Origin of the sequence: uncultured Rummeliibacillus sp. (assembly GCF_934216135.1) — a bacterium.
Lineage (GTDB): Bacteria > Bacillota > Bacilli > Bacillales_A > Planococcaceae > Rummeliibacillus.
Window position 1 is genome coordinate 25558 of sequence record NZ_CAKQBI010000016.1, and the last position, 21053, is coordinate 46610.

Genomic DNA, 21053 nt, shown 5'->3' on the forward strand with positions numbered 1-21053 from the left:
TTTAAAGCAAGCTATAATTTATGAACTTTTCGTTATAAATAATATTTTAGAATTGAGGTCTTACATATGAATAGAATTCCTCCAGTTGTGTTACTTATAATAGCAACGATATTATGGGGTGGTAATTTCGTAATTGGGAGAGCGGTTGCTAATGATTTACCTCCATTTACATTAGCCTTTTTTAGATGGTGTGTAGCTTTAATCGTCTTTCTACCCATTATTTATACTGCACTAAAACGAGAATGGCCACAAATCAAAAAGCATTGGGCAATTGTTTTAGTTCTAGGGTTTACCGGAGTTGCGAGTTTCAATACACTCGTATATATTGCATTACACTATACAACATCGATCAATGCATCTCTTATGAACATGCTTACACCTGTAATTATTTATATACTGTCCTTTTTCTTCCTCAAGGAAAAATTAAATCGTAACCAAATAATTGGTACTGTTATATCTTTTATTGGTGTAATAACAATTATCTCAAATGGGTCTATAAAAGCTCTACAACACTTTTCGTTTAATAAAGGCGATTTGATCGTTATTATCGCTGTTATTTTATGGAGCGTATATTCATTATTAGTGAAACAATATGCTAAGGAGCTACCTGGTCACACTACATTTTTTGTCTCAATTGCAGTCGGCATTATTATGCTACTACCCTTTTATATTTTTGAAACTTTTACGACTTCAATGGTGATTCATTGGTCTGCTACCTCTATCTTTGCGATTTTATATACAGGTATATTAGCATCTATTGTAGCTTTTATTGCCTGGAACACAGGGGTTGTTAAATTAGGAGCCAATCGTGCTGGCATATATCTTAATTTTATCCCTGTTTTTGCTTCCATTTTCGCTGTCATCTTTATAGGTGAAAAACTTATTCTTTCTCAGGTTATTGGTGGTCTTCTAGTCGTTACTGGAGTTTTCTGGACAGGTCGTAAAATAACTACTGAAAATAATTAATCCTTTAAGGGGCTGGGACAAAAGAGTTTTAGCCAATGAAAAATCCGAACAATAATGTGGAATTCTATTTAAAATTTCACATTTGTTCGGATTTTCTTTTAATTCATATCTATTAAAGCCCTTAATCAGGATTTTGTACAAAGGTACGAACTTTGAATATATATTTCTTCAGTATATTTAGTTTTGTGTTCCGTTCCGGACGGCGCTTTCCGCGGGCTTGGCTTCAATCTCCTCGTCACTACGTTCCTGCGGGGCTTTCAGCTCAAGCTATTCCCGCAGGAGTCGCCATCCTACACTCCACACACCATTCTATATGATGGTCATCAACAAAGAATCGTATTTTCTCAAAGAAAGACGATTGATGAAATTGATTCTATAAATTCAATTGTTCGGATTTGGAAAGCACTAATTTCGTTCTGTCCCAGCCTCTTTTTCTATGGATAAAATTCTAATATCTATTAAATAGGTATATTTCTTGGTAACTTCTGCATATAGTTACAATGCATAATTTAATATTAAAAAATGCAGTCTGTATTGTTACAAATATTACTTTACTCTGAAACATTTGTAATATATATTGTTACTAAGGAGGAATTATCCATGAAACTCAAACCCGTTATCTCGTTATCAATACTTACAGCTTTAGCTTTTGGAACTTTTTTAACTGTTCCTATGCCAAGTAAAGCTGTAACAAATTCAAATGTTACAAATATTACAAAAAGTACTAATAATCCTAATTCTACATATAAAACAGCTTCACTTCATTCATTTAAATTAGTTCGCGCTCAACACGCAGTTAAAATATTTAGCAAAGCTTCAACCAAAAGTACCGTGCTAGATTCGGTCAAAAACAATCAGGGTGTAGTTGTATTAAGAAACTATTCAAATGGTTGGTCAAAAGTATCTTTACAATTTTCATCAGGTTATATTCAAACAAAATACTTAACAAGTGTAAAAGCTAATATAAATACCCCTTATGCTATGAATATAAATAAGACCTATTCTTACTATATTCCTGGAAATACGGGCTCTGATTTTAAAACGTATTATAAAGCAAAATATCAAACTGTTTATAAACCAAATAAAACTTTAACTCATTTTTGGTTTTTAAACTCTGAACCAGATCCTTACGGAAAAATGGAATACGAAACTTTCAAAGGTCTATACACGGGGTATAAGGATATTGGGATTGCAACATTAGCTGTAAAATATCCTGTAAAACTCAATAAAACTTGGAAAGGACTAAATGGGCAAACCCTAAAAATTGTATCTACTAAAAAAACAGTAAAAACCAAATCAGGTACTTATAAGAATGTAGTTGTTGTGAAAGAAGGTAAAAACAAAAACTATTCTTACTATGCTCCACATATAGGATTGATTAAACAAGAATTAAATGGTAGAACGTTTTCTGAACTAGCTTCTATCGATCAATAACTAAACATCAAAAGCTTCCAAAACTCATCTTTAAAAATATAATCGTTATTAATGCTACTGCTGTTTAGAAAGAAATTGACCAATAAAATATTGGTCTTTTTTATTTACAACAAATTAGTTCGATACCACTGCGATTATTTTCTAAAAAATAATGTTATAATGAATACCTACGTTTCAATGAAAGGCGTTGACTTACTTGGATTTCAAAAAATTGCCAAAAAAATTACAAAACTACGAAAATATTCACTTAATCACTCATACGGATTTAGACGGTGTTGGGCCATCTATCGTATTACGTGCATTCGGGATTACACATTCCCCCTACTATGTAGAAACACGGAAAGTAGATGAAGCAGTACAAACTCGTTTAAATGAGTTAAATGATCACGAATTATTAATCATTACTGACTTAAGCGTAAACGAAGAAACTGCGGAAATGATTGATAAAGTAAATAAAAAGCCAGATGGTCGATTTGTAGTATTACTGGATCACCATGCATCAGCAGTTTCATTAAATAGCTATGAATGGGCTACTGTTCTACCGATAGTAAATGATATTAAAATGTCTGCAACAACTTTAATCTTCAAAGCGTTAAAAGATGCAGAGTATGAAATATCGCCTATTTTCCACTCAACAGAGGAAGAACTAAAGGAAATAGAAAAAAATACTGAGTATACAACGATGGAAAAAGAAACTTTCTTCGATCGTTTAGCACATTTAGTAGAAGACATTCGACTATACGATACTTGGGATTGGAATGTCCTTTCTATTCAGGAAGCGACAGATTTAAATACTATTTTTTATGCTAGAAGAAGACATGATTTTATACATGCACGAATGGACTACCTTTTGAACGGTCAACTTTTTACAGCAGAAGATCTTGCATATCTCCAATTTTCTAAAGAAGAATTACAAAAAATTCTAAAGAAAAAATCAAAACAAATGATAATTGTACCACAATATCAACTTAAAGGTCATGATACTCCAATTAATATTGGTGTAGTAGAAACAGACTCATACTATAGCGAACTAGGAAATCATTTAGCCGAAAAATTTGAAGAAGAAATTGATGCGGTATTTATCATCAGCTTAGTTAAAAACCGTGTTTCACTCCGTTCGATTGGAGATAAAGTCAATTTATCAGAAATTGCAAAGGCATACAATGGTGGAGGCCATCCTAATGCATCTGGATGCGATTTATCTGAATTGGGCCCAGAATTCTTACAAGCTGTACTAGAAGCAGGAAAAAACAAATAATTTTATCATTAAAAATCAAGGGGATATCTTGACATAATTATTGTTGAGATATCCCCTACTTCTTTTTAATTTTTCACCCCACCTAACTTTTTAATATCCATTAAAAAAAACTAACTTTAAAACTAAAATATTTTATAGAAAATACTAGATTAATGTAGCATATTTATGTAAGAATATAGATAGAAACCGATTACATTTTATTTTTGAAAATGTTGTGAAGGTTTAGTGTTTTGATCCTACTTATTGTAAAAGTAAATATTATTACATCAATTTTATAATGACTGTTTTGCTTAAATACGCAGTTATTCATAAGAACTTCACTATTTTAGGATCATGCACTTCACTCAAACAGGGGTATACATTTCACTTAGGGGGTAATTATTTATGGAAGCAACAATTGAAAGACGTATTGGTTTGAAAGAGCTAACAAACAAAGTAGTATCAGCAGAAGAAGCTGCTGCATTAATTTCAGATGGTGATGTTGTTGGTATGAGTGGTTTTACTCGTGCGGGTGATGCTAAGGTGGTTCCTGCTGCTTTAGTTGAACGAGCTAAAAACGAAAAAATCAAAATAGATGTCTATACTGGTGCTTCTCTTGGACCAGAAGTTGATCATGATTTAGCATTGGTAGGTGCAATCCGCAAACGCGGGCCTTTCCAAGCAGATAAAGGTATACGTACGATGATCAACAAAGGCGAAATTCTATTTGCTGATATGCATCTATCTCATGGTGCAGAACAATATCGTCAAGAAATCTTCGGACCTATCAAGTATGCAATAATTGAAGCTACAGCTATCACTGCAGATGGTTATTTAATACCTACTACATCCATTGGAAACAACCCTATTCTTGCCGAAGTAGCAGAAAATATTATCATTGAGTTAAATATCGCTCAACCTGAATCAATTATCGGGATCCATGATGTGTATGTACCTAAAGAACAAGGTAATCGTGAACCGATTCCTCTAACTAAAGTTTCTGATCGTATTGGTGAAGTGGGTATCAAACTTGATCCATCAAAAGTAAAAGCTATTGTTATTTCTAATAATACAGATGCTCCTTCTCCAATTGTTCCACCAGATGATGAAACACAAGTTATGGCTAATTATATTTTAGATTTTTTACGTTCTGAAATTAAAGCGGGACGTTTAACAAATACGTTAGCACCTATTCAATCTGGTATAGGCTCTGTTGCAAACGCAGTCTTAGACGGCTTTACAAATTCAGAATTTGAACATTTAGAAGTATATTCTGAAGTATTACAAGATGCAGTTTTTAATCTAATCGATGCTGGTAAAGTAGACTTCGCTTCAGCTACTTCCATTACACTTTCTGCTGAAAAAGGTAAACAAGTATATGAAAATCTTGATAAGTATGCAGATAAGTTAGTATTACGACCTCAAGAGATTTCCAACCAACCTGAACTTATACGTCGTTTAGGGTTAATTTCTATCAATACAGCACTTGAAGCGGATATATATGGAAATGTAAACTCAACGCATGTTTCTGGAAGTAAAATGATGAACGGTATTGGTGGTTCTGGCGACTTTGCTCGTAATGCTCGTTTAGGTATTTTCATTACCAAGTCTTATGCTAAAGGTGGTACTATTTCTTCTATCGTTCCGATGGTACCTCATGTTGATCATACTGAACATGATGTCGATGTACTTGTAACAGAACAAGGTGTTGCAGATCTTCGCGGTTTAGCACCAAAAGAACGTGTGCCATTAATCATTAATAACTGTGCTCATCCTGATTTCAAAGAACAACTTTGGGAATATTATAATGCTGCAGTAGAGGCTACTGGTAATGCTCAAACACCACATATCTTAAATCGTGCATTTGAAATGTATGATCGTTTAGAAAAAACAGGTACAATGAAAAAATAAAGTTCTATATTCTAGCGAAGAGATTTTTAATATCTCTTCGCTTTATTGTTTTTCGTGTATTCCACTCAATCTAATTTCACCTTTCTCCTCTTATTTCCCCTAACTCTTCTCTTCTATTTTAAATATTTATCATTTATTTCCCATAACAAATACAATCCTATAGAGCTTTCCTTATAGACATGATATAATAGTAGCATTGTGAAAAAGGAGGTACTTTCATGATTCAAGTAAGTAACGTAGGTCTTCGCTATGGCGACCGTAAGCTGTTTGAAGATGTTAATATTAAATTTACACCTGGTAATTGTTACGGTTTAATCGGTGCCAATGGTGCGGGAAAATCTACATTTTTAAAAATTTTATCTGGAGAAATAGAACCACAAGATGGACACGTTAGTATGAATCCTGGGGAACGTCTTGCTGTTTTAAAGCAAAATCACTTTGAATATGAAGAATTCGAAGTTTTAGAAACAGTGATGATGGGTCACAAACGATTATACGACGTGATGAAGGAAAAAGACGCCATCTATATGAAGGAAGATTTCTCCGACGAGGATGGAATAAGAGCTGCAGAACTTGAAGGTGAATTTGCAGAAATGAATGGTTGGGAAGCTGAATCAGATGCAGCAATCCTTCTTCAAGGTCTAGGAATTCCTGACTCAATGCATCATATGAAAATGGCTGATCTTACAGGTTCTGAAAAAGTAAAAGTATTGCTTGCTCAAGCCCTATTTGGCCAACCTGATGTTTTACTACTCGATGAACCTACCAACCACTTAGATCTTAAAGCTATTCAATGGTTAGAAGAATTCCTTATTAACTTTGAAAACACAGTAATAGTAGTGTCCCATGACCGTCACTTCTTGAACAAAGTATGTACGCATATCGCTGACCTTGACTATTCTAAAATCCAGATTTATGTTGGTAACTATGACTTCTGGTATGAATCAAGTCAATTAGCACAAAAAATGCTTGCAGATCAAAATAAGAAAAAAGAAGAAAAAATTAAAGAATTACAAGATTTCGTTGCTCGTTTCTCTGCTAATGCATCAAAATCTAAACAAGCGACTTCTCGTAAAAAGATGTTGGAAAAAATCGAATTAGATGATATTAAACCATCTAGCCGTAAATATCCTTATATCAACTTCCAAATAGAACGTGAAATTGGAAATGATGTTTTAACAGTTGATGGACTTTCTAAATCAATCGATGGAGAAACTCAATTTAATGATATTCGTTTTACAATGAATAAAGAAGACAAAATCATTCTTCTAGGTAATTCTATTGCTAAAACTGCCCTTCTTCAAATACTAGCAGGAGAAGATGAAGAATTCGAAGGAACATATAAATGGGGCGTTACAACTTCTCAAAGTTACTTCCCTCTTGATAACGAAGAATTCTTTAAAGGCGGAGAAAAAACTCTTGTTGAATGGTTACGTCAATTTTCACCTGAAGATGAAACTGAAACATTCTTACGCGGTTTCTTAGGACGTATGCTATTCTCTGGTGAAGAAGTGAAAAAAGCTCCATCTGTTCTTTCTGGTGGCGAAAAGGTTCGTTGTATGTTATCTAAAATGATGCTATCTCATTCAAATGTTCTTTTATTAGATGAACCAACTAACCATCTAGATCTTGAATCTATTCAAGCTTTAAACGAAGGATTGATGAATTTTAAAGGCGCTATGATCTTTACTTCACATGACCATCAATTTATCCAAACAATTGCAAATCGTGTTATCGAAATTCGCGATGATGGAACTCTATTAGACAAACAACTTTCTTATGATGAGTACTTAGAGTGGAAAGAAGCTAATAATTTGGACTAGTATCCATATTAAAAAAGCTGCAATTAAAATTGCAGCTTTTTTAATCTATATTTTTAGATTCAATACTATCCTACTTATCTTTTCTAGAATATCAAAAATCCTAAACTGATAATAATCCCTGTGAAAATAAGGACGAATACACAGAATCCCATAATATCTTTCGCTTTTAATCCTGCTATTGCAAGTGCTGGAAGTGCCCAAAATGGCTGAATCATATTTGTCCATGCATCCCCCCACGCAATAGCCATTGCCGTTTTTGCATAATCAATACCTAGTGTTGCAGCTGCATCAAGCATAATAGGCGCTTGAACTGCCCATTGTCCCCCACCAGAAGGAACAAATATGTTTACGATACCAGCCGACCAAAACGCAAATAAAGGGAATGTCGTTTCGTTCGAAATGCTAATAAACCATTCTGAAATAACTGCAGCGAGACCTGATGCTGTCATCATTCCCATGATACCCGCGTAAAAAGGAAATTGGAATACAATTCCGCCAGTTGTTTTAATCGCCTGATTTACTGCCGCTAAAAACTTACGGGGTGTTCCATGGAAGATAATACCTAGAATAATAAGGATCGTATTGATAATATTTAAATTTAAGTCAAATCCTTTTGTAATGAAATGCCAAATAAGATAAGCTAATCCTAAAGCTCCTATTAGCACGGTTATGATTATGCTATTTTCTGAGCGATTGGCAAAGCTATTAGGAAATTGAATGTTACTTTCCTTTTCTTCTATATCATCTTCTAATAATTCAGGATTAACTGAAACTGTCTCTTCCTCTTTCGGCATCATCCAACGATTGAAAAATGGCAACGTTAAAAAGATTACAATTACTATGAACAAATTATATGAGGAAAAAAGTGTTTCTGTCGTTGGTATAACTCCTATTTTCTCAGCAAATGGATGACCTTCTGTTGCGATTGATAAAGGAACTGAACCTGCTAGACCACCATGCCATACAACAAAACCAGAATATGCACTTGCGATTAATAAGCGATAATCTACTTTTGATACATGTCTAGCAATTTCTTTTGCAAATAATGCACCTATTACAAGGCCAAAGCCCCAGTTAATCCAACAAGCTATGATAGAAACAAAACTAACAATAATAATTGCTCGTCCCGGTGTTTTTACTTTGCTTGCAAGTTTACTCAATATTTTTTTAAAAATTGGGCTATTCGCTAATACATGTCCTGCTGCTAAAACTACAACCATTTGCATTGTGAATGCTAATAGTCCCCAAAAACCATCGCCCCAATAGGTTACCATATTCATTGGAGTAGAATCTGTAAATATAAGACCGCAAACAAGAACAAGAGCTGTTAAAATTATTACAAAGACATAAGGATCAGGTAAATATTTTTCCATTAAAGTGTTAGACCATTTTGTAAGAACCTTCAATATATCTCCTCCTCAAAATAACTATATGACGAAGAATGCTAATATATCATTTGATATTTTGATAATATTGAAGTATCTTAAATTTTTTACTTGATATATTTGAATCTACTTTCCAAAAAAGACCAGATTTTATATTAAGTAAATAGTTTTATACGCTTTACAGATTTGGTATAACATTGAATTTAAAAAATTGCATATAAAAAAGGAACACCCCTAAGGATGTTCCTTTTCAAAAAACGTTATTAGAATTTAGTAACGTTAGCTGCTTGTGGTCCACGGTTACCTTCGACTACTTCGAATTCAACTTTTTGACCTTCTTCAAGAGTTTTGAAACCTTCGCCTTGGATAGCTGAGAAGTGTACGAATACATCATCTTCGCCTTCTACTTCGATAAAACCGAAGCCTTTTTCTGCATTAAACCATTTTACTGTACCTTGTTTCATGTGAGATACCTCCAAAAATTTTAAAAATTTTAAATCAATACGCAATTCTTAACCTAGATCAAAGATTTACATATTACAAAAAGTAACTATTCGCCAGCTACGCTTTGTAATACATAAATATGACATATTGAAAATTATGTAATTGATAGAAAGGGGTAAACGAGTTACCCCTATAAGCAGTAAATTAAAGTTTTGTTACATTAGCTGCTTGTGGTCCACGGTTACCTTCAACAACTTCAAATTCAACTTTTTGACCTTCGTCAAGAGTTTTGAAGCCTTCGCCTTGGATAGCGCTGAAGTGTACGAATACATCATTTTCGCCTTCTACTTCGATAAAACCGAAGCCTTTTTCTGAGTTAAACCATTTTACTGTACCTTGTTTCATGTGAGAAAACCTCCAAAAAAAATAAAAGTGAACAAATAAAATTTTAACCACAAACAAAAATTCACATATTACATAAAGTACCGAGACAAGCCGATCACTTTTTGTAATATGTGAATGGAAGTTTGCGGTAAATCAATTTCATTTGTTGTATTAAGTATACCACTTTCAAAATGATTGTCAACAAAATTGAAGAATTTCCAAAAAGTTTATTACTTTCAGTTATTTAAGTTCTTCCCATATAATCCCATGGTAAGTTTGAATATCGTCATCACAAGCTTCACAAAATTGAATTTCATCATCTGACCAAAATGCCCAGAACCTATCTTTTTTTAACTCATAATGCGTGTATCTTTGTTTAAAACGTTCAATCATTTTATTTAAATAACTTTTAGCCTTCTCATAATCTTCAAAAGTTTTTTCTTCTACTATATATTCTTGCCAACCATCAAATTGCCACCATGGCTCATAATCGGCTTTCATATAAATAATTCTATACATCAATTCCATCCTTCTTCTAATAAATTTGATAAAATGTTCATAATATCCGCTTAGATATATCTATATAACAAAATTAAAATGTGATAAAATTACTATACACATTATTATAAAATAATCACAAATAATCGGAGGATTACCGTTATGTTTTCATCAATAAGGCCTAAGATAGAAATAGATCAACTTTTAGAAAGAGGCACAGATATTTCCATCGACGGCCGATTTAAAAATACTTTATCATTTAATCATTTTACACATAAAGACGAAGATACGTTAAAAGAATTGTATAAAATGTTTCTTAACACAAGCCCATCAATTAAAGACTTTTTCGTTTCTTATATTGAAGAGATTTCACCAAATAAGCGTAACCATATAGATGAAAAGTTTATAGAACAATACTTACATACATTCTTTAACACACAAAGAGATGAAAACTACATTCATAAAGTAATCAGTTTTTATCATATGCTTAAACGCTATAAATGTGAAGCTGGAAAAACTATTGTTTTACTTAATCAGTTTTCCTTTTATGTAACATCTCATATATTGTATAACTTTGGGTTCAAACCTGCCAAAGCTTTTAACTTACTACGTTCTTTTCAAGCAGCGATTAATATTGAACATGAACTATTGATAGAGGTTATAACTGAAAGTACACTTGAACACTCTGTGACTGGAGTTTCTTCACTCATGGATACAACATCTCAAATAATGTTTATGAAAGATTTAGTCATCAATTTAGACCAACAATCAAACGAAATACAATCATCATCAGCAGCAACAGAAGAAATATCTGCATCTATCAATGAAGTGGCTAAAAATTCAAGTAAAATTTCCGAAAAAACTGCAGAATCTGTTAAGTATGCTACAACTTCTAAAAATAAAATCAGTTCTTCTTTAAATGACATAGTTAAGACTGGTGAAACATTTTCTAATATCGTTCTTTCTTTTGATGAATTACAAAAACGCGTCAATGATATCGAAAAAGTAGTCACATTAATAACGAACATTGCAGATCAAACTAATTTGCTTGCTTTAAATGCGTCAATTGAAGCTGCAAGAGCTGGCGAACATGGAAAAGGATTTGCAGTTGTTGCACAAGAGGTTCGGAAACTTGCCGAGAATACTGTTTCGGCATTAAGTGAAGTGACTACTAATGTACATCATTTAAAAGATTACTCAAAAAATGTGGCAGACTCTATATCTGAGACTACAACTATTATTAAAGTTGCTACAAACGATGCTAAAAACTCACTTCCCCTTCTTACTCAGATTGTTCAAATTATTGAAGAAATCAATAGTGATGTAACACAAACAGCCGCAATTTCCGAAGAACAGGCATCTGCGGCTGACGAAATTTCAAATCGTATGATTCAGATTACCAATTTACAAGAAGATATTAGAGAATTGGCGCATTCTACTTCATTAGGAATACATCAATTAGGAGATGAAATAAATCACTTTAGATTAAGTTTAATCGACAATAGTAACGCCAAACTTTCTAGTCTTGCCCTACTGCAACTTTCAAAGGCAGATCATATTTTGTGGAAATGGCGAATTTATAATATGTTCCTAGGAATTGAAAATATTCAAGAAGGTGAAGTATCTTCTCATAAAGATTGCCGACTTGGTAAATGGTATACATCAGAAAAAGCACAACAAACTTTTGGTCATGAGAATGTATTTAAAGAACTTGATTATTATCATCAAGAAGTACATAACCAAGCTTTGATAGCTGTTCAATTATATAAAAAAGGCAAGATTGAAGAAGCTGAACAAGCTCTATCTAAATTAGAATTATCTTCTAATGAAGTGCTCAATAAGATTAATTATTTAATCGAAAAAATTGAGCAGCAACGATTAATGGCACTTTAATATTCGGTTTACTCTATTTATAAGTTAAAAAGCTGATAAACGTTGATTTATCAGCTTTTTTATTATTTCAAAAAATAGTCAATAATCTTCATCATATTTATCCATTTTAAATATTTAACACGCAACAATCATAATAAGTACTAAAAATTACTTAAAGACTAAAAAGTCCGCTATAATAATTTTAGAAAAAACTCTTATATGTTTGTTAAAATGAAACTTTCTTTCGCTTCATTCGTACATAAAATAAGAGCGATAGAAGGAGGAAAATTCATGCTCAAATTCGGACAATTTTTATTAAGAAATTTTCTTAACCTACTCATTGCAATGACCACTTTAATGATATGTAATTGGAGTTTTGATATTAATTTTTGGATAAGCTCTCTTTTAGCAATTGTAAGTTATTTGCTATCAAATATAATCATTAAGAATATTCAATACTTACGCTATTTGAAGAGAAATGGTCTCAATCGTTCTGAATATAAACATATTCAAGAACAGTTAGCAGAAGCTTATTCGCTACTTAAAAACTTAAACAGAAACTATACTAAAGTTCGTTCTATCTCTATGTTCAAACAACTTTTAGAGATGAATCGTTTAGTTAAACGAATTTATCATATAGTTAAAAAAAGTCCAAAAAAGTTCTATCAAGCAGAACAGTTTTTCTATGCTCATTTACATTCAGCTAGTGAATTAACTGAGAAGTATGTTCTTTTATCTACACAACCTATTAAGAACAAAGAAATTCATCTAGCTTTACAAGAAACACGTGAAACATTAGAGGACTTAAACAATGTTATGCAGAAAGATTTACAATCAGTACTTGCTACAGATATTGAAGAACTTAAATGGAGTTAGACTTTGCGCAACTTTCAACAGCTCAAAATCAAACTTCTGCAACTATGAGAGGAGAATCTAAATGACAAATTCATCTTCCAATCCTACGCCATCGATGGATGATTTATTAAGTAATCCGTTTGAATTACAACCGGAACCTAAGCTTTCAAATGAGCCATCACCGACTGAACAAAAAGCACCTTCTGTTCTTGAACGATTATCCGATGAAGACCAAAAAAAAGCACATCAATTAGCCGAGCAAATTCCAGTTGGTAACTATGAGTCTATTCTAACTTATGGTGCAAATGCTCAAAATGAACTTTCTCGATTTTCACATCAAATGCTCGACCATGTTCAACGAAAAGATATTGGTCCAGTTGGAGATATTTTAAAAGACTTAATGGAAAAATTAAATGAATTGGACCCTGAAGAATTACAACAAGAAAAAAAGTCTGGTATTCGAAAATTTTTCAAAAGAGTCTCTCGTTCCCTTCAAGAACTTTTGACTAAATACCAGAAATTAAGTACACAGATTGATCGTATTGGTATTCAACTAGAACATTCAAAACAAGGACTTGTTGATGATGTTCATATGCTCGATCAACTATATGAACAAAACAAAATTTACTTTCAAGCATTAAATGTATATATTGCTGCAGCAGAGCTTAAAAAAGAGGAAATTATTAGTGAAATGCTTCCCAAATTAAAACACAAAGCAGAAGCCTCACAAGACCAAATGGATGTACAAGAATTTAATGACTTAACACAATTCGTTGATCGTCTTGAAAAAAGAATTTACGATTTACAGTTGTCACGTCAGATAACAATTCAAACAGCACCACAAATTCGTATGATTCAGCAAACCAATCAAACGTTAGCTGAGAAAATCCAGTCATCTATTATGACAGCCATTCCTTTATGGAAAAACCAAATTGCCATTGCATTAACATTAAACAATCAACGTAAAGCTGTTGAAGCACAAAAACAAGTGACAAAAACAACGAATGACTTGTTACTGAAGAACTCTGAAATGTTAAAAGTAAACACAATTGAAACAGCTAAGGAAAATGAAAGAGGCCTTGTAGAAATCGAAACGTTGAAAAAAACACAAGAGAATTTAATTTCTACGATTGAAGAAACTCTTCAAATACAAGCCGATGGACGTCAAAAACGAAAAGCTGCTGAAATAGAAATAGCAAGAATGGAAGAAGATTTAAAACAAAGACTCCTATCCATTCATACAAAACATCAACAAGAACGATCATCATTTTAAACAAAAAGACTATCTTAAAGAGTTCTGCGACCTTTAAGATAGCCTTTTTTATTTTCTATATTTTATTGACTTTGAATAACAAGTGAAATCATTTTACGTAAAAGCCTAATCGTTATATCAGTAAACTTTTCTACACTATCGGCAGTTACTGTATGTGAACCATAAATCATATGGAATAACTGCAATTGTTCCTCTCCTGGCATTTCATTGTTTAGAAACAAGTGAAGTACTTCAATATTCTGTTTTTCTGCTTCTAACACTGCATCAAGAGTGTCTTTTACACCATTTTGTGCATATTCAAATGCTGAAGGCTCTCCATCTGAAAAAAGAAGTAGAAAACGATGTTTTTCATTTCTTTGTTTTAACCGTTTAGTCATCCAGCGAATGGCAAAACCATCTCTATTATCTTCGTGGGCTGTAAGGGACATTATGGATGCTCCATTATCCTTTTGGTTGTCCTCAAATTTGTGTAGCCATTCAAACGTATTCGGTTGAATTTCTGGCGTTGCTTCATATGCGTCCTCATAAAAGCCAACAATTTCATGAGGAATATCCATTTGTCTCAAAACATCGTGAAATAACAAAACAGCTTTTTTTGTTTCATCCATTTTATCAATCATTGATGCTGAACAATCGATTAATAATCCAAAAACAGCATCTAATGGCTTTGCAGGTGCATTTTTCTTATAAAAAGGTTTACATCGTTCTTCCAAAAGTAGATTTATTAATTTAGATGAGTCTAATCTTCCCTTTGTTAAATGATCTCGTTTGGCAATTTCTTTTTGAGTCAATCTTTTTCTAAACTCTGTCGTTAGAGCTTTCACACTTGGTGCTTGTTCTGCACGCCAAGTGGCAAGGTTAGTTAGCGTTTGAAGAGTTTTGGTAGTTTCTATTCTTTTTTCCTCAAACACTACATTTTCGTTTTCTTTGCCATATTGCTGTCTCGCTTGCTGCTTTTTTCTGGGGATTTTTTTATTTACATTATGATTAGCTTTTTGTGGTGTCGCATTTGCATTTGAGACTCCACCTGTGCCCTCTTCAGAAATTTGGTTTCCTTCTTGCCCTTCCTCCGATTCTACACTAAATGCTTTACCTGCATTTCCGCGTTGCAACTCGAAACGTAGATGAACACCTGTTTCTTCTTTTGTTTCTCTATGCCATGTTCGGAATAATTGTTCAATCGTTTCTTTTGCATCGTTTTGGTTGCCACATTCTTGCCCTTTTACGCCTCTATGTTCATGAGATTTTACTGCCTCTGGAATTGAATCCATTAATGCATAATAATCCAGAACTAAATCTCTACTTATTTGCTCTTCGATAATGGGTATTATTCTATACACCAAATCGATACTTTGTTGCGTTTTCTTAACATCATAAATTTGTTGAAAAGGGTAAAGCAAAGGTTCAAATTTGTTGGACACATCATTTTCTGGAAGGTTAATCATTCCTTCATTTGCAGCCAGGTATAAATAATTGATGCAAGCATCTGCTAGTAAACCTTTTTGAGCATTTGCTTCAAATCGATGTTTATATGATTCAATATATGTTTTCTTTCTAATTTGAATCGCTTTAGCAATACCTGGCCTTTTTTGTACGACAAGGTCCATTAACCTAAATTCTTCAATTAGGAGGACAAGTTGCTTTAAAAAATTTTTTAATGGATGGATTCGAATTTCTTCTTCAAATTCTAAATACGCATTTACATCAAAATGACACCAAAAGCCTAATGTCAGTATATAGATATCTGATAATCTGCCTAAGTGCATCGTTTCTTTATCACGATGACGCCAAAAAACGCTCATTGCAATTTGTTGTTCTTGAGGTCTCATTTCGATTAACTGTCTTTCGGACATAGACAGAAATGGTGCATTCGAAAGAGCTCTAGCTAACTGTTCATAATGTAACATTTGTCTAGGATCTATTTGTTCGTTGTTAAATTGTATAAATCGACTAAGTTCGGCCATCTAAAAACCTCACTTTATCCATGTTTTTGCTAATTCAATGACTAAATCTTTTTCACTTTGGTCATCTAGCTTTTCTGCGACTGCGTATCGAATAGCTCGTATAGGTTCGATATGCTGAGCTAATTCTGTAGCATCAAGTAAACTACGAATAGAAGCTGCTTCTTCACTCAAAAGTCCATTCATCACTTGTTGTTTTAAATCTTCTGCTAAATTTAACATAAGTGTGAGTAAATCAGTTGAAACGTTAGGGAATCTTTTTTGCCATAATTCTTTTAATTGTTGACCATTTAAGTATGGAATACTAAAAGAAACAAAACGATTTTTCAAGGCTTCATTCATGGGTGTAGTACCAATATACCCTTCATTTATAGCAGCAACTACACTAAAGTCGGGATGAGCTTGAATAACTTCCCCTGTAAATGGATTTGTTAACATTCGACGATAGTCTAAAACACTATGTAAAATCGGCAAGGTTTCTGCTTTTGCCATATTTATCTCATCAATATAAAGTAAATGACCTTGTTTCATCGCTTTTACAACAGGGCCTTCTACAAATTCTATTAATGTTTTCCCTTCTTTTTGAACCATCGTTTTAAAACCTAATAAACTTTCAGCATCCAGATCAACAGAACAGTTAATACTATGCATTGGTTGATAAAAGAAGTTTGAAATAGATTCTGCTAGTTTTGTTTTACCTGAACCCGCAGGACCTTTCAATAATATAGCTTTTTTTAATGTTACACTAAGTAGAATATCGTCCCATAAATAATCATTTGGTGAAATGTAACCGCCTTTACCAATCAGTAACTGATCATCTTCTGTATGTTTTCTATTTTTGCGAATTGATTGTTCTTGCAAGATGATCTCTTTCATATGAATCACTTCCTTTTTCTTTAATATAAAGCATCTATAACTACTATAATCATTAATAGGTATATTGCGTTTGATACTTGTTACTCCAAATATTATGTATTGGATCTGTAAAAATAAAAACAGCTTTCCGCTCACATTGGTAAGCGAAAAGCTGTTTTTATTACTTCTACTTATTCAAAGTAGTTTTTGTAATAGCCACCCACATGTCCGGTATTATCGATGACGAAATAGAATTCTTCTGTTTCGTTTTTCACTTCATATTCTTTTCCAACTGTTAATACATTTGAAACTAAATATTTTTTTGCATTCGTATGCTTACATGTTACTTTCTTAATAGTCGGTGCATTTTTCCAATCTAAATGAATCATTCTTTTAAACAACCTCTCTTAACTAAAGTCAAGCTTGATCCAATTACAAAAAATAATTGCATAAGCTTACTCCCCATTCATTCGGGTATATTACATATATTTCTTATTTTAAACGATTTCCATAAATTTGTCCTATAAATATGCTGATTTTATCGAAAAAGTTTAAACAAGATTGGTCATCCACTATGAAATGGAAGTAGAAGAAGGATATGTTACTATTAGAATAAGAATTTTAAGGGGGTGTCTTGCTTGTTATCTTTTGGTGGCGTTCCAGCTTGGTTTTTTATTATCGCTTTTGCTTTTTTTATCGTATTTTTTATCGTTGCAGAATGGATTACGAGAAAATAATAATTTTCTTATATTCAAATTACTTATTGTTTAAATTTTAAATAGTCGTGGAATACTTACACCATCAAGCGCAACATCAGCGGGGGCGATTTTCTACTGACCGTTAATGTGAAATTTATTTAATAGGGTTACCTCTAATTAAAAATTTATTGCAAGCCTTGCTTTTCATCGAACTAACACCCTCTTCAATTTTTTTGTAACAATTCTTGATGGTGTTATTACGGCTCTCTATTAATAGTGTGAAAAAACTTTCGAAATTTGTGTAAGGGATGGATGATTTTACGATGAGACTCACTAATCAGGGAAAGAAATTTATCAAAAATTTAACAGCTGATAATAAGTACCATCTGCTCCGCTTTTATGCAGTTGCAGATCGTAACGGGATGAAGTTTGCCGCAGATATTGATACCCCGATTCATACTGATATTATTATGGAAATAGAAGGTATACATGTTGCATTATCCCCTAAATTACTACCTGTATTAAAAGATAAGATTATTCACTCAGAAACAGTTAATGGAGTGACTGGTATCGTTGTTTTAGATGAAAAGCATACACATTTAATTCGTTCAAATTAATAAAGGGCGTGTCTTAAATTTTTTGAGACACGCCCTTTTCGTCGAGAAAGTTTGATTTGACCACACAGGAGCAATACTTCACAGCTAGTGATAATAGGTTATTATCTTTCCTACATCTTATTATTCTTTTAAATAATCTACAATTACCTTCCCTATTTCAGCAATACATTTCTTACCAGTAAATCCGTCATTCCATCCTTGCGTTAGAACAGCTACATATAGCTTTTTTTGTCGATAGTTTATAATGGCGACATCATGATCTACACCCGTTAATCCACCTGTTTTATGATAATAGCGTATTTCTTCATCAAATGTATAAGCTGGTAACATGTCCTCAAACTGTTGATTTTCCAATATTCTTAGAGCATCTGAACGTTGACTATCATTTAACACTCCACCTGGCTCACCTATTTGTTGCAACATTAAAATCATATCTTTTGCTGTTGTATAATTATCGAATCCATTTTGTACAGCACTTTCATCCATAAAATAGCGTTCAATCTTACTACCCTTACAACCTATCTTTTGCATTAAGTGGTTGACATGATGCATGGAGTTACTATGCAATAAGGCATTCGAAGCCGTATTGTCAGATACAATAATCATTAATTCCATTAAGTTGCGATATGTAAAAGGTAATTTCCCAGTTATAAATGGTATTACCCCAGCACCTTCTACGATTAATTCTTCAGGAATAGTAGCTACGGTATCTAATCGATCATTTAAATTTAAATAAGAAGCTAATAGAATAGGTATTTTGATAGTACTAGCTGCACGGAACAATTGATTTTCTTTATAGAGAAACGATTGCTCACCATCTATAATAGCGACACTTACTTGATAATCCTGATAACTATTGATGATTTTTTGACATTCTACAGCTAATTGTGAAAATAACATTCCCTTCCCCCTTCGATTATTGATTTGTTTGATATTCTAAGATGGCCTTTATAAACACTTCCCCATATTTTTCTAGTTTATTTTCCCCTACACCATTTACTTCTAAGAACTCTTGAGAATTTGTTGGCTTTTTGGCACACATATCTTTTAAAGACTTATCTGAAAAAATAACAAAAGGTGGAACATTTGATTGATCTGCTAGTTGCTTGCGAATGATTCTTAGTTCTTCAAATAATGGGTCTGTCTCTACAATTTGTTTTGTGACGACAACACCACGTCTTTCTACCTTACGTTTTCCTAGGAGGACTTCTTTTCCCTTCGCCGATACGTATACAGTGGGCATTGAACCTTGGTTTACTGCCAATAATTCCTCAGCAATCATATATTCGATAAAATTGGTTACATCTTTTATGGTCATTTCTTTCAATAAACCGTAAGTCGATAAACTTTCAAAGCCAAAACTTTTTATCTTTTGATTTTTTGACCCGACAAGTACTTGTGCTACCATTGTTTTTCCAAATTTTTGGCCCATTCTAATAACGCATGATAAAACTTTTTGACAATCTACTGTAACATCGAATACTTCTCTGTCATCCAAACAGTTACTGCATTTTCCACATGTTTCTTCAGAATTCTCACCAAAATATTGAACGATATATTGTTGCAAGCAATTTTCTGTATGACAATAGTCAACCATACTTTGTAGTTTTTTTAATTCTGAAGGAATACGTTCTCGATCATCGGTTTGGTCTATTAAAAAGCGTTGTGTTTGTACGTCTTGCGGAGAATATAGCAAAATACATTGGCTTGGTAATCCATCACGACCTGCTCTACCCGCTTCTTGATAATAGCTTTCCATATTCTTAGGTAATTGATAATGTATAACATATCTAACATTAGATTTATCAATTCCCATTCCAAATGCATTCGTCGCAACAATAACAGAAGCTTCATCATGTAAAAAGCGGTTTTGTTCACTTTGCCTTAAAGACTCTGATAATCCTGCATGATATTTTGCTACAGAATGCCCTGCTTTTTTAAGTACTTCATATAAATGATCGACCGTTTTCCTTGTAGCAGCATAGATAATTCCTACTTCTTTTAAATTTTTCTTTACAAAATCCTTGACGTAACGTTCTTTGTTTTGTCCAATTAGTACTGAAAAATTTAAATTATCTCGTGCAAAACCTGTAATAACGGTATTTTCCTCTGAAATATTGAGCTGTTGACAAATATCTTCACGAACATCAGGCGTTGCTGTTGCGGTTAAAGCAACTACTGTGGGCTGTTTTTCAAATAGATTCATCAATCGTCCAATTGAACGATAACTTGGGCGAAAATCATGCCCCCATTGTGAAATACAATGCGCTTCATCTACTGCTATTAATGGTACGGGTAGTGAGGCTAATAGATTTCTAAAAGACTCTGATTCCAATCGTTCAGGCGCAATATATAAAAGTTTATAGTGTCCTTTTTGAGCATTTTGTATTGTTTGTTGAAATTCTTGCTGATTTAAAGAACTATTAATGTAGGCTGCTTCAATTCCCATATCAAGTAGAGTATCGACCTGATCTTGCATTAATGAGATTAAAGGAGACACTACGATCGTAGTACCTTCAAGCATAAGTGCTGGAATTTGATAACATACTGATTTTCCTCCACCAGTTGGCATGACACATAAAGAGGAATCCCCCGCTAAAACATGTTCTATAATTTTTTCCTGGCCTAAACGAAATTGTTTGTAACCAAAAAATTGTTGTAAATATTGGTTTGCTTTTTCGATCATTCGATGTAAATCACCTTTCATTTGCTTTCCTATTATTGTATCATCTTCGTACTATTTTTACCTTTATGGAATAAATATGACATTGTATTTTTAGTGTGTTTTTCCTATAAATTATATTACTATTTTAAAAAGTTTTTTCACTTCATAAATTCAA

At 32.9% G+C, this 21053-nt stretch carries 18 protein-coding genes; 9 read left to right on the forward strand and 9 right to left on the reverse strand.

The annotated features are described in order from the left end of the window. Positions 1-66 precede the first annotated feature (66 nt). The 5 genes from Q0977_RS11390 to Q0977_RS11410 all read left to right on the forward strand — a co-directional run bounded on the left by Q0977_RS11390 (position 67) and on the right by Q0977_RS11410 (position 7371). A complete protein-coding gene (locus Q0977_RS11390) occupies positions 67-966 on the forward strand; it encodes a DMT family transporter (protein WP_124217872.1) in 900 nt (299 codons plus the stop codon). Between the two features lie 600 nt (positions 967-1566). Continuing rightward, on the forward strand, positions 1567-2400 hold the full coding sequence (locus tag Q0977_RS11395) for an SH3 domain-containing protein (RefSeq protein WP_299513890.1): 834 nt from the start codon (positions 1567-1569) through the stop codon (positions 2398-2400). Positions 2401-2611: 211 nt separating this feature from the next. Continuing rightward, a complete protein-coding gene (locus Q0977_RS11400; protein WP_299513893.1) occupies positions 2612-3658 on the forward strand; it encodes a DHH family phosphoesterase in 1047 nt (348 codons plus the stop codon). Between the two features lie 384 nt (positions 3659-4042). Further along, complete coding sequence (locus Q0977_RS11405; protein WP_299513896.1) at positions 4043-5548, forward strand: succinate CoA transferase; 1506 nt, start codon at positions 4043-4045, stop codon at positions 5546-5548. A 218-nt stretch (positions 5549-5766) separates the two neighbouring features. After that, positions 5767-7371 (forward strand): ABC-F family ATP-binding cassette domain-containing protein, encoded by a 1605-nt coding sequence (locus tag Q0977_RS11410; protein ID WP_124217876.1) that lies wholly within the window; start codon positions 5767-5769, stop codon positions 7369-7371. Positions 7372-7454: 83 nt separating this feature from the next. Here Q0977_RS11410 and Q0977_RS11415 read toward each other — a convergent pair whose 3' ends face one another. The 4 genes from Q0977_RS11415 to Q0977_RS11430 form a co-directional block, all read right to left on the reverse strand. Continuing rightward, positions 7455-8777, reverse strand: a complete 1323-nt coding sequence (locus Q0977_RS11415; RefSeq protein WP_119415661.1) for a short-chain fatty acid transporter — start codon at positions 8775-8777, stop codon at positions 7455-7457. 242 nt (positions 8778-9019) lie between these two features. Beyond that, a complete protein-coding gene (locus Q0977_RS11420) occupies positions 9020-9220 on the reverse strand; it encodes a cold-shock protein (protein WP_119415662.1) in 201 nt (66 codons plus the stop codon). A 184-nt stretch (positions 9221-9404) separates the two neighbouring features. After that, entirely contained in the window at positions 9405-9605 is a 201-nt protein-coding gene (locus tag Q0977_RS11425; RefSeq protein ID WP_102692015.1) for a cold-shock protein, read from the reverse strand. Positions 9606-9824: 219 nt separating this feature from the next. Continuing rightward, the gene (locus tag Q0977_RS11430; protein ID WP_119415663.1) at positions 9825-10103 is read right to left on the reverse strand and encodes a DUF1033 family protein; all 279 of its coding nucleotides are present in this window, start codon (positions 10101-10103) and stop codon (positions 9825-9827) included. Between the two features lie 141 nt (positions 10104-10244). Between Q0977_RS11430 and Q0977_RS11435 the strand changes: the two genes are divergently transcribed. The 3 genes from Q0977_RS11435 (at position 10245) to Q0977_RS11445 (ending at position 14082) form a co-directional block, all read left to right on the forward strand. Continuing rightward, entirely contained in the window at positions 10245-11975 is a 1731-nt protein-coding gene (locus Q0977_RS11435) for a globin-coupled sensor protein (protein ID WP_299513914.1), read from the forward strand. A 270-nt stretch (positions 11976-12245) separates the two neighbouring features. Next, the gene (locus Q0977_RS11440; RefSeq protein ID WP_299513917.1) at positions 12246-12830 is read left to right on the forward strand and encodes a 5-bromo-4-chloroindolyl phosphate hydrolysis family protein; all 585 of its coding nucleotides are present in this window, start codon (positions 12246-12248) and stop codon (positions 12828-12830) included. A 61-nt stretch (positions 12831-12891) separates the two neighbouring features. Then, positions 12892-14082, forward strand: coding sequence for a toxic anion resistance protein (locus Q0977_RS11445; RefSeq protein WP_299513920.1), 1191 nt, complete (start codon positions 12892-12894; stop codon positions 14080-14082). Positions 14083-14144: 62 nt separating this feature from the next. Here the strand turns inward: Q0977_RS11445 and Q0977_RS11450 are convergent, their stop codons facing one another. The 3 genes from Q0977_RS11450 to Q0977_RS11460 form a co-directional block, all read right to left on the reverse strand. Further along, positions 14145-16046, reverse strand: coding sequence for a nitric oxide reductase activation protein NorD (locus tag Q0977_RS11450; protein ID WP_299513923.1), 1902 nt, complete (start codon positions 16044-16046; stop codon positions 14145-14147). A 9-nt stretch (positions 16047-16055) separates the two neighbouring features. Next, the gene (locus Q0977_RS11455; RefSeq protein ID WP_119415668.1) at positions 16056-16919 is read right to left on the reverse strand and encodes an AAA family ATPase; all 864 of its coding nucleotides are present in this window, start codon (positions 16917-16919) and stop codon (positions 16056-16058) included. 170 nt (positions 16920-17089) lie between these two features. Continuing rightward, positions 17090-17287, reverse strand: coding sequence for a DUF6501 family protein (locus tag Q0977_RS11460; RefSeq protein ID WP_119415669.1), 198 nt, complete (start codon positions 17285-17287; stop codon positions 17090-17092). 632 nt (positions 17288-17919) lie between these two features. Between Q0977_RS11460 and Q0977_RS11465 the strand changes: the two genes are divergently transcribed. Next, positions 17920-18213, forward strand: a complete 294-nt coding sequence (locus Q0977_RS11465; protein ID WP_119415670.1) for a hypothetical protein — start codon at positions 17920-17922, stop codon at positions 18211-18213. 120 nt (positions 18214-18333) lie between these two features. On the opposite strand, the gene Q0977_RS11470 is transcribed toward Q0977_RS11465, so the two are convergent. Both Q0977_RS11470 and recQ read right to left on the reverse strand, forming a co-directional pair. After that, on the reverse strand, positions 18334-19113 hold the full coding sequence (locus Q0977_RS11470; RefSeq protein ID WP_299513932.1) for a serine hydrolase: 780 nt from the start codon (positions 19111-19113) through the stop codon (positions 18334-18336). A 16-nt stretch (positions 19114-19129) separates the two neighbouring features. Beyond that, a complete protein-coding gene (recQ, locus tag Q0977_RS11475; RefSeq protein WP_299513998.1) occupies positions 19130-20899 on the reverse strand; it encodes a DNA helicase RecQ in 1770 nt (589 codons plus the stop codon). Positions 20900-21053: the final 154 nt, after the last annotated feature.

What these genes read in the sequence shown, in the direction of transcription:
- Q0977_RS11390 (WP_124217872.1), top strand. Translation starts at nt 67, where the DNA reads ATGAATAGAATTCCTCCAGTTGTGTTACTTATAATAGCAACGATATTA.
- Q0977_RS11395 (WP_299513890.1), top strand. Translation starts at nt 1,567, where the DNA reads ATGAAACTCAAACCCGTTATCTCGTTATCAATACTTACAGCTTTAGCT.
- Q0977_RS11405 (WP_299513896.1), top strand. Translation starts at nt 4,043, where the DNA reads ATGGAAGCAACAATTGAAAGACGTATTGGTTTGAAAGAGCTAACAAAC.
- Q0977_RS11410 (WP_124217876.1), top strand. Translation starts at nt 5,767, where the DNA reads ATGATTCAAGTAAGTAACGTAGGTCTTCGCTATGGCGACCGTAAGCTG.
- Q0977_RS11420 (WP_119415662.1), bottom strand. Translation starts at nt 9,220, where the DNA reads ATGAAACAAGGTACAGTAAAATGGTTTAATGCAGAAAAAGGCTTCGGT.
- Q0977_RS11425 (WP_102692015.1), bottom strand. Translation starts at nt 9,605, where the DNA reads ATGAAACAAGGTACAGTAAAATGGTTTAACTCAGAAAAAGGCTTCGGT.
- Q0977_RS11430 (WP_119415663.1), bottom strand. Translation starts at nt 10,103, where the DNA reads ATGTATAGAATTATTTATATGAAAGCCGATTATGAGCCATGGTGGCAA.
- Q0977_RS11435 (WP_299513914.1), top strand. Translation starts at nt 10,245, where the DNA reads ATGTTTTCATCAATAAGGCCTAAGATAGAAATAGATCAACTTTTAGAA.
- Q0977_RS11440 (WP_299513917.1), top strand. Translation starts at nt 12,246, where the DNA reads ATGCTCAAATTCGGACAATTTTTATTAAGAAATTTTCTTAACCTACTC.
- Q0977_RS11445 (WP_299513920.1), top strand. Translation starts at nt 12,892, where the DNA reads ATGACAAATTCATCTTCCAATCCTACGCCATCGATGGATGATTTATTA.
- Q0977_RS11450 (WP_299513923.1), bottom strand. Translation starts at nt 16,046, where the DNA reads ATGGCCGAACTTAGTCGATTTATACAATTTAACAACGAACAAATAGAT.
- Q0977_RS11455 (WP_119415668.1), bottom strand. Translation starts at nt 16,919, where the DNA reads ATGAAAGAGATCATCTTGCAAGAACAATCAATTCGCAAAAATAGAAAA.
- Q0977_RS11460 (WP_119415669.1), bottom strand. Translation starts at nt 17,287, where the DNA reads ATGATTCATTTAGATTGGAAAAATGCACCGACTATTAAGAAAGTAACA.
- Q0977_RS11465 (WP_119415670.1), top strand. Translation starts at nt 17,920, where the DNA reads ATGAGACTCACTAATCAGGGAAAGAAATTTATCAAAAATTTAACAGCT.
- Q0977_RS11470 (WP_299513932.1), bottom strand. Translation starts at nt 19,113, where the DNA reads ATGTTATTTTCACAATTAGCTGTAGAATGTCAAAAAATCATCAATAGT.
- recQ (WP_299513998.1), bottom strand. Translation starts at nt 20,899, where the DNA reads ATGATCGAAAAAGCAAACCAATATTTACAACAATTTTTTGGTTACAAA.